The organism is Streptomyces sp. NPDC088725, from assembly GCF_044751305.1.
Classification (GTDB): domain Bacteria; phylum Actinomycetota; class Actinomycetes; order Streptomycetales; family Streptomycetaceae; genus Streptomyces.
Genome location: NZ_JBIVLO010000001.1, coordinates 134,170 through 146,412 on the forward strand (window position 1 = coordinate 134,170; position 12,243 = coordinate 146,412).

Annotated in this window: 13 protein-coding genes; 11 read left to right on the forward strand and 2 right to left on the reverse strand. The window is 70.4% G+C overall.

Features of this window, described 5'->3' with window-relative positions:
* Positions 1-70: 70 nt before the first annotated feature.
* Positions 71-1,198 (forward strand): ferrochelatase, encoded by a 1,128-nt coding sequence (locus tag ACIP6N_RS00540; protein WP_401811689.1) that lies wholly within the window; start codon positions 71-73, stop codon positions 1,196-1,198.
* Between the two features lie 45 nt (positions 1,199-1,243).
* Entirely contained in the window at positions 1,244-2,065 is an 822-nt protein-coding gene (locus ACIP6N_RS00545; RefSeq protein ID WP_401812582.1) for an inositol monophosphatase family protein, read from the forward strand.
* A 138-nt stretch (positions 2,066-2,203) separates the two neighbouring features.
* On the opposite strand, the gene ACIP6N_RS00550 is transcribed toward ACIP6N_RS00545, so the two are convergent.
* Entirely contained in the window at positions 2,204-2,377 is a 174-nt protein-coding gene (locus ACIP6N_RS00550) for a hypothetical protein (protein ID WP_401811690.1), read from the reverse strand.
* A gap of 368 nt (positions 2,378-2,745) precedes the next feature.
* On the opposite strand from ACIP6N_RS00550, the gene ACIP6N_RS00555 reads away from it, so the two are divergent.
* From ACIP6N_RS00555 to ACIP6N_RS00570, 4 genes are all read left to right on the forward strand, one after another.
* Positions 2,746-3,399: a response regulator transcription factor gene (locus ACIP6N_RS00555; RefSeq protein ID WP_401811692.1), complete on the forward strand. Its 654-nt coding sequence runs from the start codon at positions 2,746-2,748 to the stop codon at positions 3,397-3,399.
* Between the two features lie 5 nt (positions 3,400-3,404).
* Positions 3,405-4,637, forward strand: a complete 1,233-nt coding sequence (locus tag ACIP6N_RS00560; protein ID WP_401811694.1) for a sensor histidine kinase — start codon at positions 3,405-3,407, stop codon at positions 4,635-4,637.
* Between the two features lie 405 nt (positions 4,638-5,042).
* A complete protein-coding gene (locus ACIP6N_RS00565; protein ID WP_030350183.1) occupies positions 5,043-5,339 on the forward strand; it encodes a DUF4193 domain-containing protein in 297 nt (98 codons plus the stop codon).
* A gap of 12 nt (positions 5,340-5,351) precedes the next feature.
* The gene (locus ACIP6N_RS00570) at positions 5,352-6,296 is read left to right on the forward strand and encodes a hypothetical protein (RefSeq protein WP_401811696.1); all 945 of its coding nucleotides are present in this window, start codon (positions 5,352-5,354) and stop codon (positions 6,294-6,296) included.
* A 29-nt stretch (positions 6,297-6,325) separates the two neighbouring features.
* On the opposite strand, the gene ACIP6N_RS00575 is transcribed toward ACIP6N_RS00570, so the two are convergent.
* Positions 6,326-6,784, reverse strand: coding sequence for a DUF3093 domain-containing protein (locus ACIP6N_RS00575; protein WP_401811698.1), 459 nt, complete (start codon positions 6,782-6,784; stop codon positions 6,326-6,328).
* 58 nt (positions 6,785-6,842) lie between these two features.
* On the opposite strand from ACIP6N_RS00575, the gene ACIP6N_RS00580 reads away from it, so the two are divergent.
* The 5 genes from ACIP6N_RS00580 to ACIP6N_RS00600 all read left to right on the forward strand — a co-directional run bounded on the left by ACIP6N_RS00580 (position 6,843) and on the right by ACIP6N_RS00600 (position 12,189).
* The gene (locus ACIP6N_RS00580; protein ID WP_401811700.1) at positions 6,843-7,463 is read left to right on the forward strand and encodes a PaaI family thioesterase; all 621 of its coding nucleotides are present in this window, start codon (positions 6,843-6,845) and stop codon (positions 7,461-7,463) included.
* Positions 7,460-7,984, forward strand: coding sequence for a dUTP diphosphatase (gene dut, locus ACIP6N_RS00585; RefSeq protein WP_401811701.1), 525 nt, complete (start codon positions 7,460-7,462; stop codon positions 7,982-7,984). The genes ACIP6N_RS00580 and dut overlap by 4 nt, the downstream gene beginning before the upstream one ends.
* Before the next feature lies 1 nt (position 7,985).
* Positions 7,986-8,762 (forward strand): DUF3710 domain-containing protein, encoded by a 777-nt coding sequence (locus tag ACIP6N_RS00590; protein ID WP_401811703.1) that lies wholly within the window; start codon positions 7,986-7,988, stop codon positions 8,760-8,762.
* Between the two features lie 132 nt (positions 8,763-8,894).
* The gene (locus ACIP6N_RS00595) at positions 8,895-11,441 is read left to right on the forward strand and encodes an ATP-binding protein (protein WP_401811705.1); all 2,547 of its coding nucleotides are present in this window, start codon (positions 8,895-8,897) and stop codon (positions 11,439-11,441) included.
* Positions 11,442-11,499: 58 nt separating this feature from the next.
* Complete coding sequence (locus ACIP6N_RS00600; RefSeq protein ID WP_401811706.1) at positions 11,500-12,189, forward strand: response regulator; 690 nt, start codon at positions 11,500-11,502, stop codon at positions 12,187-12,189.
* Positions 12,190-12,243: the final 54 nt, after the last annotated feature.

A 12,243-nucleotide genomic window follows, 5' to 3' on the forward strand; every position in this document is an offset into this window, starting at 1 on the left:
GCTTACGGCCGCGCTTCCCGGCCGCTGCCTGGTTCACCGAACGAGTGAGGCGGATGGCAGGATCGGAAACATGCGCGAACAGCCTGCGACTTCCCCCTATGACGCCTTGCTCCTGCTGTCCTTCGGCGGGCCCGAGGGCCCGGACGACGTGGTTCCGTTCCTGGAGAACGTGACCAGGGGGCGCGGAATCCCCAAGGAGCGGCTCAAGGAAGTGGGGAAGCATTACTTCCTGTTCGACGGGATCAGCCCGATCAACGAACAGAACCGCGCCCTGCTGGCGGCGCTGCGCGAGGACTTCGCGTCACACGGCGTGGACCTGCCGGTCTACTGGGGCAACCGCAACTGGGCGCCGTATCTCACCGACACCCTGCGCGAGATGGTCGCGGACGGCCGGCGCCGTATCGCGGTCCTCGCCACCAGCGCGTACGCCTCGTACTCGGGCTGCCGCCAGTACCGCGAGAACCTCGCCGACGCTCTCGCCACCCTGGAGGCCGAAGGCCTTGAGCTGCCGCGGGTCGACAAGCTGCGGCACTACTTCAACCACCCCGGTTTCCTGCGTCCCATGACCGAGGGTGTCCTCGCCTCGCTCATGGATCTGCCCGAGGACGTGCGCGCCGGGGCGCGGATCGCCTTCACCACGCACTCCATCCCGGAGACGGCGGCCGACACGTCGGGGCCCGCGGAGGAACACGGAGAGGGCGGCGCCTACGTGGCGCAGCACCTCGAGGCCGCCCGGCTGATCGCGGAAGCCGTACGGGAGGAGACCGGCGTCGCTCACCCCTGGAGCCTCGTCTACCAGTCGCGCAGCGGCGCCCCGCACATCCCGTGGCTGGAGCCGGACATCTGCGACCACCTGGAGACGCTGCACGGTGAGGGCGTTCCCGCGGTGGTGATGGCCCCCATCGGGTTCGTCTCCGACCATATGGAAGTCCTGTACGACCTCGACACCGAGGCGACCGCCAAGGCGGCGGAACTCGGCCTGCCCGTACGCCGTTCGGCGACGGTCGGCGCGGACCCGCGCTTCGCCGCCGCCGTGCGCGACCTCGTGCTCGAACGCGCCGCCACCGAGCAGGGGCGTTCGGCGGAACGCTGCGCGCTGGGCGCGCTCGGCGCGAGCCATGACGTCTGCCCGGTCGGCTGCTGCCCGGCCCGCGCCCCCAGGCCCGCCGCCGCGGGCGCCGACAGCCCGTACGCCTGAAGGAGCCCTGCCGTGTCCGACGTACCCACCGACGCCTCGTCCGACCTGCCGTCCGGCGGTTCGCAGAACGACGAGACACTGAAGTCCGAACTGCTCTCCCTCGCCCTGGAAGCCGCTCGCAGGGCCGGGGCGCTGCTGCGCGACGGCCGCCCCGACGACCTGGCGGTCGCGGCCACGAAATCGAGTCCCATCGATGTCGTCACCGAGATGGACATCGCCGCCGAGAAGCTGATCACCACCTATCTGAGTGAACAGCGCCCCGACGACGGCTTCCTGGGCGAGGAGGGCGCGAGCGCGAAGGGCAGCAGCGGGGTGCGCTGGGTCATCGACCCGCTGGACGGCACGGTCAATTATCTCTACGGGCTGCCGACGTGGTCCGTCTCGATCGCCGCGGAGCGCGACGGCGAGACACTGGCCGGGGTGGTCGAGATCCCGATGCGGGGGGAGACCTTCCGCGCCGTGCTGGGCGGAGGCGCGTTCCTGAACGACCGTCCGGTCGGCTGCCGTCCCTCTCCTCCGCTGGACCAGGCCCTGGTGTCGACCGGCTTCAACTACGTCACCACGGTCCGCGCCCACCAGGCGGCGGTGGCCCAGCGGCTGATCCCGCAGCTGCGGGACATCAGGCGCGGCGGCTCCGCCGCCGTCGACCTGTGCGATGTCGCCGCCGGCCGGCTCGACGGCTACTTCGAACGCGGCCTGTTCCCCTGGGACCTCGCCGCAGGTGACCTGATCGCCCGCGAGGCGGGCGCGCTGACCGGCGGCCGTCCGGGAGACCGGCCGAGCGGCGAACTCGCGGTGGCGGCCTCGCCGGGCGTCTTCGAGCCGCTGCGGGCTCTGCTGGAGGAGTACGGCGCCTGGCACGACTGACCCCCGGCCGGCCTCTCCACGGGGAGCGCCGGGATACGCCCGGAGCACAGAGGACCCCGGTGCCTTCCCCTCGGCACCGGGGTCCGCTACGTGTGGATCAAGTGGTCGCGCGGCTCCGTCGTGTATCAGGTGTGCTGGTCAGACGCTCGCGGCGCCGACCTCCACGCCATGCTCCGCGGCGAGCCGGCGGAGATCCTCCAGCTCTTCCTGCTCGACGTCCGCGAGGAAGTCGTCGCCCGTCTCACGGGCCCGTGTGAGGTCTGTTTCCGTGGCCTGTATGCGCTGCATGAGTCCTGCGGTGAATGCGTCCATTGCGCCCCCTCGGCGTGAGTCGGTGGCACGGGGCTGTGCCGACGTCGCGGTCTGTGGCACGGGGGTGTGCCGACGGCGGTTGATCACGCACCCACCGCTTCTGGAAAAACGGTACGGACTACGACATGCCACGTAAGGGGCGTGATCTCTGGTGTGAAGTCGTCATCCCCCCGGTCGGTGTTCGAGAAACCTCAACTCATCAAAGAATCAAGTTCATTCCCGGGGGTGCCGGTGGCCCGGCATTGTCTTACCGCCGGTTTATGGGCGTAACGGGCAGGATGGGGGCGCACATGCAGTGCTACTACCTGCCCTGACGACCGGATCCCATGATCACGGGCGGACCGGGGCCCAGCGGAAGGAACAGCGACGTGCGCGTACTCGTCGTCGAGGACGAGCAACTGCTCGCCGATGCGGTGGCCACCGGACTGCGCCGGGAGGCCATGGCCGTGGACGTCGTGTACGACGGCGGAGCCGCCCTGGAGCGGATCGGGGTCAACGACTACGACGTGGTGGTGCTCGACCGCGACCTCCCCGTGGTCCACGGCGACGACGTGTGCCGCAGGATCGTCGAACTGGGGATGCCCACCCGGGTCCTCATGCTCACCGCCTCCGGAGACGTGAGCGATCGCGTTGAGGGTCTGGAGCTCGGCGCGGACGACTACCTCCCGAAGCCCTTCGCCTTCAGCGAGCTGACCGCCCGCGTGCGTGCCCTCGGCCGCCGTACCACCGTGCCGCTGCCCCCCGTCCTGGAGCGCTCGGGCATCAAGCTCGACCCCAACCGCCGTGAGGTCTTCCGCGAGGGCAGGGAGATCCAGCTGGCCCCCAAGGAGTTCGCGGTGCTGGAGGTGCTGATGCGCAGCGAAGGCGCGGTGGTCTCGGCCGAGCAGCTGCTGGAGAAGGCCTGGGACGAGAACACCGACCCGTTCACCAACGTCGTACGGGTGACGGTGATGACACTGCGCAGGAAGCTCAGTGAGCCACCCGTGATCGTCACGGTGCCCGGCTCCGGCTACCGGATCTGATCCGGGTGGCAGCCTCCCCCGCGCCCCCCGCGGCGCCTCCGAAGCCGACCTGGGACCCCAGGCGCCCCGACCAGACGCTTCCCTGGGTACGCCCGACGATCCGGATACGTCTGACGCTGCTGTACGGCGGGATGTTCCTGATCGCCGGCATCCTGCTGCTCTCGATCATCTATCTGCTGGCCGCGCAGGCCCTGCACGTGGGCAGCGAGCTGCCGTTCAAGATCGTGAGCGGTCAGGTCAAGAGCAGCGTCTGCAACTTCCCGGTCAACGCGGAGCCCGACCAGTTCAACGAAGCCATGAACAGCTGCGTCAACCACCAGCGCGCCCAGGCGCTGGACGATCTGCTCAGCCGGTCGCTCTTCGCGCTGGTCGGCCTCAGCATCATCGCGTTCGCCTTCGGGTACGCGATGGCGGGCCGGGTCCTGTCGCCGCTGGGCCGGATCACCCGTACCGCGCGCCGCGTGGTCGGCTCCGACCTGGCGCGCCGGATCGAGCTGGACGGCCCCGACGACGAGCTGAAGGAGCTGGCGGACACCTTCGACGAGATGCTGGAGCGCCTGGAGCGTGCCTTCACGGCCCAGCAGCGCTTCGTCGCCAACGCCTCGCACGAGCTGCGTACACCGCTGGCGATCAACCGCACCCTGCTGGAGGTCCATCTCTCCGACCCGGGGGCGCCCACCGAGCTCCAGCAGCTCGGCAAGACGCTGCTGGCCACCAACGAGCGCAGCGAGCAGCTGGTGGAGGGCCTGCTGCTGCTCGCCCGCAGCGACAACCAGATCGTGGAGCGCAAGCCGGTCGACCTCGCCGAGGTCGCCACCCGTGCGGTGGACCAGGAACTGGCTGAGGCACAGAGCGGCGGCGTGGAGATCCGCGCGGACTGCGTCCCCGCGGTCGTCCAGGGCAACGGTGTCCTGCTGGAGCGGATCGCCCTGAACCTGGTGCAGAACGCGGTTCGCTACAACATCCGCGAGGGCGGCTGGGTGGAGGTCACCACGGAGCTTCAGCCGGGTCAGGCGGTCCTGGTGGTTTCGAACACAGGTCCCATTGTTCCCGCGTACGAGATCGATAATTTGTTCGAGCCGTTTCGGCGGCTGCGCACCGAGCGGACCGGCAGTGACAAGGGTGTGGGCCTTGGTCTGTCGATCGTCCGTTCCGTCGCCCGCGCGCACGGCGGCCGTATTATCGCCGAACCTCGCGAGGGGGGTGGACTCGTGATGCGTGTCACCCTCCCGGTCTGACATGCTGCTCGCCGCATGTTCCGGCACGCAATGCTTTGTTCGCTTTGCGCGGAATTTTCGAGCCCAGTATCCGGCTGGAACATGTGTGATCGATCACAGGGTCGAATTCCCGCCTATGTACCCACCGTGATCAAGCCGCGGCCGGAAAGCCGGTAAACGTCCGGGTTTCCCGCGGTCGGGATCACGGGAAGTACACGGGGTGACGCCCGTGAAGTGCGATATCGGGACCGTGTACGGTCCATTCGCCACCTGACGCCGAGTGCTCGGCACGAGTGCGGTTGGGTGTCGATTGAGTAACAGACCTTGATGTGAGGCAAAATCTCCGCCTCAGGTCGGGCACAAGTCCGGCCTCTCACGCGTTACGTGCGCTGGAGACACCACAGCAACCCAGAGGGGGAGAGCGACATGGCAACGGATTACGACACCCCACGCAAGACCGATGACGACGTCGATCAGGACAGCCTTGAGGAACTGAAGGCCCGTCGGAACGACAAGTCGACTTCAGCGGTCGACGTCGACGAGTTCGAGCAGGCAGAAGGGCTCGAACTGCCCGGCGCGGACCTCTCCAACGAGGAGTTGTCCGTACGGGTCCTGCCCAGGCAGGCCGATGAGTTCACCTGCATGAGCTGCTTCCTCGTGCACCACCGCTCCCAGCTGGCCAGGGAGAAGAACGGTCAGCCGATCTGCCGCGACTGCGACTAGGCCGGGTCCGCCGTGGCAGGCGACACACCGTCCCGGAAACGGCGCTTCCGGCGGAAGGGTTCACCGGAGGCGTACGAGGGCGGCACAGGCCCGGCAGAAGGCACTCAGCCCCCTGCCGAGCACTCCGCCCTCGCGCACCGTCCCGGCGCGCACGACGACGAGCGGGGCCTCACGGCCTCGCTCGCAGCAGTCGAGAGCGGCCATGAGGTGAACGAGCAGGACGACCGCGGCGCCCACGACGACCCTCCGACCAAGGGCCGTCGCCTGGACGCCGTCAAACGGGGGGTACGCAAAGGAGGCGCCAGCGCCAAGGCGGGGCTCGGCCACATCGCCGACCGGATCATCGAGAACGCTCCTCGGATCCCGGTGCGCGATCTGGCGACCCTGCGCACACAGTTCCCTCTCCTCGGACCCGAGGAGCTGGCGGACAAACTGGTCGCGGGCGCGGCGAACAGCAGCTCCACGGTGGGCGCCGGTATCGGCGCGGCCGCGATGCTGCCCGTACCGCCCGCGATGCCGGCCGAGCTGGCCGCCGAGATCACCGCGGTCGCCGCGATCGAGCTGAAGCTCATCGCGGAACTGCACGAGGTCTACGGCCTCCGGGCGCCCGGCACCCTGAGGGAGCGCAGCGTCGCGTATCTCGTCTCGTGGACCGAGGAGCGAGGGGTCGACATCACCAAACCGACGACCCTCAACGTCGCGCTCGGCGGGCAGATGAAGCGCGAGCTGCGCCAGCAGATCATGAAGCGCACGGTCCGCAGCCTTCCGAACCTGGTCCCGTTCATGATCGGCGCCGCCGTCGGCGCCATGATGAACCGCCGCGACACCAAGAAGGTCGCCGACCGCGTACGCGCGGACCTGCGGACGCGGCAGATCCCCTGGTCGGAGCTGCCCGAGCTGCCCTCACTGGAGCAGCCCAGGGAGCTTCCGCCCGGTCTCCCCAAGGAGCTGGAGTAAGGCCGTCGGACGGCCCGTACGGCAGCCGGTCAGGCGGCCCGTACGGCGTCGAGCGCGGCCGCGAGCGCCCGCGGGTCGCGGGTCGACACATAGACGTACGGCGTCGGGTCGTCGGGGTCGGTGATCTCCACCCGCAGTGCCGTCGGGACGTAGCTGCGCAGCAGCATGAAGGCGCGTGGGTCGGCCTTGTGCAGCCGCCAGGCCCGCGCCTCCTCGGCGTCGAGCACCTCGGCGGCGCCGAGCGCCGACACCGGGATTCTGGCGTCACCCGCCACCAGTGAATCAGCCACCACCCGGACCCGCGCGGAGCCGTACGACGAGACTCCCGCCGCCGCGATCGCTCCCGCGCCGATCAGCCCGCCGAGCAGCGGCAGCGGCCCCAGCGGCAGCAGGATGATGCCGCCGGCCACGGCGATGAGAGCGGCTATGCCCCACCAGGAACGGGGGGCGGTGAGACGTTCGTCGTAGCGTGTGGCGGTGGGCTCCATGGAGGCAAGCTTGGCATGGTGCCGCCCGGGCCCGGCCGCGCGGGTAAGGTCTGGATCCGTGAGTAACGTGCCATCGCGGGGAGAGTCCCCCGGATCCCCGGCCGGTTCTTCGGCCGTGACACCTCCGGCCGATGCCGTGGCGCCCGTACGCCATCCTGACGCGCCGGCCCCCGGTGAACTGCTCGGTCCGCACTACGAGCACTGTTTCGGCTGCGGCGAGGCACAGCCGCACGGACTGCGTCTTCAGGCCCGCGCGGGCGAGGGCGTCAGCATCACCGCCGAGTTCACGGTCAGCCCCGCCCACCAGGGCGCCCCGGGGCTCGCCCACGGCGGCATCCTGGCCACCGCGCTCGACGAGACGCTCGGCTCGCTGAACTGGCTGCTGCGGGTGATCGCGGTGACCGGCAAGCTGTCGACCGACTTCGTCAGGCCGGTCCCCGTGGGTTCGGTGCTGTATCTGCAGGCCGAGGTCACCGCCGTACACGGCCGGAAGATCTACTGCGCCGCCACCGGCAGGACCGGCGGTCCCGAAGGGCCCGTCGCGGTCCGGGCCGAAGCCCTCTTCATCGAGGTCAAGCTCGACCACTTCGTCGACAACGGCCGCACGAAGGAGATCGTGGACGCGATGGCCGATCCCGACCAGGTCAGGCGCGCCCGCGCCTTTGAGGTGAACCCATGAGCCCTGTCCCCGCCGCCCCCATTGACGTACTGATCCGCCGGACCGACCCGGACGTACCGCTGCCCTCGTACGCGCATCCCGGCGACGCCGGCGCCGATCTGGTGACCACCGAGGCCGCGGAACTCGCCCCCGGCGAGCGGGCCGTCCTGCCCACGGGCGTGTCCATCGCGCTGCCCGACGGCTATGCCGCGTTCGTGCACCCGCGCTCCGGGCTCGCGGCCCGCTGCGGCGTGGCTCTCGTGAATGCCCCGGGGACGGTGGATGCCGGGTACCGTGGAGAGATCAAGGTGATCGTGGTCAATCTGGACCCGCGCGAGAGCGTGCGGTTCGAACGGTTCGACCGGATCGCCCAACTGGTCGTCCAGCAGATCGAGAAGGTGCGCTTCCACGAGGTGGCGGAGCTTCCAGGTTCTGCGCGGGCCGAAGGGGGCTTCGGGTCCACCGGCGGTCATGCCTCCGTGGACGGCTCACAGGGTGGGAATCGATACGCTTCGGTCGTATCCGACCGGGAAGGACAGTGACGTGTTCGGACGTCGCAAGAACAGTAGTTCCGCAGGGGACGCTGCGGACGCAGCGGGCGAGGCCGAGCAGGTCGTCGACGGCGTCGACGCCGACGACAACGTGGCGGGGAACGGATCCGGCCGGGTGAATCTGCCTCCGGCGCCCCGTCCCGACGGCCCCTGGGACATCTCCGAGGTGTCCAGGCCGGACGACGGCAGGGTGGACCTCGGGGGCATCTTCGTCCCCGGAGTCGACGGCATGGAGCTGCGCGTCGAGGTCGCGGGTGACGCGATCGTGGCCGCCACGGTCGTCGTGAACGACAGCGCCGTACAGCTCCAGGCCTTCGCGGCGCCCAAGAAGGAAGGCATCTGGGGCGAGGTACGCGAGGAGATCGCCTCCGGCATCACCCAGCAGGGCGGCGTCATCGACGAGGTCGAGGGTCCGCTGGGCTGGGAGCTGCGCGCCCAGGTTCCCGTCCAGCTGCCGGACGGCACCGGAGGCGTACAGCTGGTGCGCTTCATCGGGGTCGACGGACCGCGCTGGTTCCTGCGCGGTGTGATCTCCGGGCAGGGCGCGGTGCAGCCCGCGGCCGCGGGGCTGCTGGAGCAGGTCTTCCGGGACACCGTGGTCGTGCGCGGAGACGGGCCGATGGCTCCCCGTGACCCCATCGTCCTCAAGCTCCCCAACGACGCGCAGATGGTGCCCGAGGGCGTGCAGCAGGAGGAGCAGGAGGGCTCGCGCTTCTCCGGCGGCATGGGATCGCTCCAGCGCGGGCCCGAGATCACCGAGGTGCGCTGACCGCCCCGGGCCGTCAGCCGCAGCACCGCCGGTGGGCCGCACTCCCCGCGGGGAGTGCGGCCCACCGGCGTTTGCGGCACCGTGATCCGCGCAGCGCGCGGACCTCGCGACCTTCAGGAAGACAAGGGGCCCATGGGACGCGGCAAGCTTCGGATCTACCTGGGCGCGGCACCGGGCGTCGGCAAGACGTACGCGATGCTCGCCGAGGCACACCGCCGCGTGGAGCGGGGCACCGACTGCGTGGTCGCCTTCGTCGAGCACTACGGCAGACCGCGTACGGAGGCGCTGCTGCACGGCCTCGAAGAGGTGAGCCGCCGCTCGATCGTGCACGACGGCGGCGTCTTCGCCGAGATGGACGTGGCGGCCGTCCTCGAACGGCGTCCCGCCGTGGCCCTCGTCGACGAACTCGCCCACACCAACGTTCCGGGCTCGCGCAACGCCAAGCGCTGGCAGGACGTCGAGGAACTGCTGCGGGCCGGCATCGACGTCGTCTCCACCGTCAACATCCAGCACCTGGAGTCGCTGGGTGACGTGGTCGAGTCGATCACCGGCGTGCGGCAGCGCGACGCGGTCCCCGACGAGGTCGTACGGCGGGCGGACCAGATCGAGCTGGTCGACATGTCGCCACAGGCACTGCGGCGCCGGATGGCCCACGGCAACATCTACAAGCCCGACAAGCTGGACGCGGCGCTGTCCAACTACTTCCGCCCCGGGAACCTGACCGCCCTGCGCGAGCTGGCGCTGCTCTGGGTCGCCGACCGGGTGGACGAATACCTCCAGCAGTACCGCGGCGAACACAACATCCGCTCCACCTGGCAGGCCCGCGAACGCATCACCGTGGGCCTCACCGGCGGCCCCGAAGGACGTACGCTCATCCGCCGCGCGGCCCGCATGGCCGCCAAGGGCTCGGGCAGCGAGATCCTCGCCGTGTACATAGCGCGCAGCGACGGGCTCACCTCCGCCTCGCCCAAGGAACTGGCCGTCCAGCGGAGGCTGGTCGAGGACCTGGGCGGCACCTTCCACCACGTCATAGGCGACGACATCCCCTCGGCGCTCCTCGCGTTCGCCCGGGGCGTCAACGCCACGCAGGTCGTGCTCGGCTCCAGCAGGCGCAAGTCCTGGCAGTACATCTTCGGTCCCGGCGTCGGGGCCACCGTGGCGCGCGAGTCGGGACCCGATCTGGACGTCCACATCGTCACGCACGACGAGGTCGCCAAGGGCCGCGGACTGCCGGTGGCCCGGGGGGCCCGCCTCGGCCGGTCCAGGATCATCGGGGGCTGGCTGACCGGGGTCCTTGCCCCCGTCCTGCTCGCGTTCCTGCTGACCACGACGCTGGACGATCCCCTCGGGCTCGCCAACGACGTCCTGATCTTCCTGTTCCTGACCGTGCTCGCCGCGCTGTTCGGCGGGCTGCGCCCGGCTCTCGCCTCCGCGGCGGTCAGCTCACTGCTGCTGAACTACTACCTCACGCCTCCGCTCCACACCCTGGACATCGCGGAGCCGAAGAACTTCGTCGCACTCCTCGTCTTCGTGGCGGTCGTGGTCGCGGTGGCCTCGGTGGTGGACCTGGCCGCCCGCCGTACCCAGCAGGCCGCCAGGCTGCGGGCCGAATCCGAGATCCTTTCCTTCCTCGCGGGCAGCGTGCTGCGCGGTGAGACCACCCTCGACGCACTGCTCGAGCGGGTCCGCGAGACGTTCGCCATGGAGTCCGTGGCGCTGCTGGAGCGCGAGGGCGAGGTCGCGCCGTGGACCCGCGCGGGCAGCGTGGGGCCCCAGCCCGTCCACCGTCCCGAGGACGCCGACGTGGACATGCCGGTCGGCGACCACATGGCGCTCGCGCTCTCCGGCCGGGTGCTGCCCGCCGAGGACCGCCGGGTGCTCGCCGCCTTCGCCGCGCAGGCCGCCGTCGTCCTCGACAGGGAGCGGCTGGTGGGGGAGGCCTCGCAGGCCCGAGAGCTGGCCGAGGGGAACAGGATCCGCACGGCGCTCCTCGCGGCCGTCAGCCACGATCTGCGCACCCCGCTGGCCGGCATCAAGGCGGCGGTATCCTCGCTGCGCTCCGACGACGTCGAGTGGTCCGAGGAGGACCGGGCCGAATTGCTCGCGGGCATCGAACAGGGCGCCGACCGCCTCGATCACCTCGTCGGCAATCTCCTCGACATGTCGCGGCTCCAGACCGGCACCGTCACCCCGCTGATCCGGGAGATCGACCTCGACGAGGTGGTCCCGATGGCGCTCGGCGGCGTACCTGAGCACAGCGTGGATCTCGACATCCCGGAATCGCTTCCCATGGTGGCCGTCGACCCCGGTCTGCTGGAGCGCGCGGTCGCCAACATCGTGGAGAACGCGGTCAAGTACAGCCCGGCAGGACAACGGGTCACGGTCGCCGCCAGCGCGCTCGGCGCGCGGGTGGAGGTACGGGTGGTGGACGGCGGCCCCGGCGTGCCCGACGACGCCAAGGAACATATCTTCGAGCCCTTCCAGCGCCACGGCGACGCCCCGCGCGGCGCCGGCATCGGGCTCGGGCTCGCGGTCGCGCGCGGGTTCGCCGAGGCGATGGGCGGCACGCTCGCCGCCGAGGACACCCCGGGCGGCGGCCTGACCATGGTGCTCACCCTCACGGCGGCGGCCGGACTCGGCCGGGGCCGTCCCGAGCTCTCCGCAGAGGCCGCCTCATGACCGGCACGGCAGGGACCGCGGCGGCAGGAATACCGTTGGCAGTGGAAAGGCAGGCCCCATGACCCGGGTGCTCGTGGTCGACGACGAGCCACAGATCGTCCGTGCCCTGGAGATCAACCTGAAGGCACGCAAGTACGACGTGGATGCTGCCGCCGACGGCGCCTCGGCGCTGGAGCTGGCGGCCGCGCGCCATCCCGACGTCGTCGTCCTGGATCTCGGCCTTCCCGACATGGACGGCGTCGAGGTGATCAGGAGCCTGCGCGGCTGGACCAGGGTGCCGATCCTGGTGCTCTCCGCGCGCCACACCTCGGACGAGAAGGTCGAGGCGCTGGACGCGGGCGCCGACGACTACGTCACCAAGCCCTTCGGCATGGACGAGCTGCTGGCCCGGCTGCGTGCGGCGGTCCGGCGGACCGAACCGCTCGGCGGGGAGGGCGACGACTCCGTCGCGGTGGTCGAGACCGGCGGGTTCACGGTCGATCTGGCCGCCAAGAAGGTCCACCGGGACGGCAAGGACGTACGGCTCACTCCGACCGAGTGGCATCTGCTCGAAGTGCTCGTGCGCAATACGGGACGGCTGGTCGGCCAGAAGCAGCTCCTCCAGGAGGTCTGGGGACCGTCCTACGGCACGGAGACCAACTACCTGCGGGTCTACATGGCGCAGCTGCGGCGCAAGCTGGAGGCCGACCCCTCGCACCCCAGACACTTCGTCACCGAGCCGGGCATGGGATACCGCTTCGAGCGTTGATTCGAATATCGACGGGCAGGAGCGGCGCCGGAGGCCGGGCGCGCACCGGGGCGT

Excerpts from the sequence above, each read along its gene's own strand:
- ACIP6N_RS00575 (WP_401811698.1), bottom strand. The coding sequence starts at position 6,784 with ATGGAGCCCACCGCCACACGCTACGACGAACGTCTCACCGCCCCCCGT.
- ACIP6N_RS00565 (WP_030350183.1), top strand. The coding sequence starts at position 5,043 with ATGGCAACGGATTACGACACCCCACGCAAGACCGATGACGACGTCGAT.
- dut (WP_401811701.1), top strand. The coding sequence starts at position 7,460 with ATGAGCCCTGTCCCCGCCGCCCCCATTGACGTACTGATCCGCCGGACC.
- ACIP6N_RS00550 (WP_401811690.1), bottom strand. The coding sequence starts at position 2,377 with ATGGACGCATTCACCGCAGGACTCATGCAGCGCATACAGGCCACGGAA.
- ACIP6N_RS00595 (WP_401811705.1), top strand. The coding sequence starts at position 8,895 with ATGGGACGCGGCAAGCTTCGGATCTACCTGGGCGCGGCACCGGGCGTC.
- ACIP6N_RS00540 (WP_401811689.1), top strand. The coding sequence starts at position 71 with ATGCGCGAACAGCCTGCGACTTCCCCCTATGACGCCTTGCTCCTGCTG.
- ACIP6N_RS00600 (WP_401811706.1), top strand. The coding sequence starts at position 11,500 with ATGACCCGGGTGCTCGTGGTCGACGACGAGCCACAGATCGTCCGTGCC.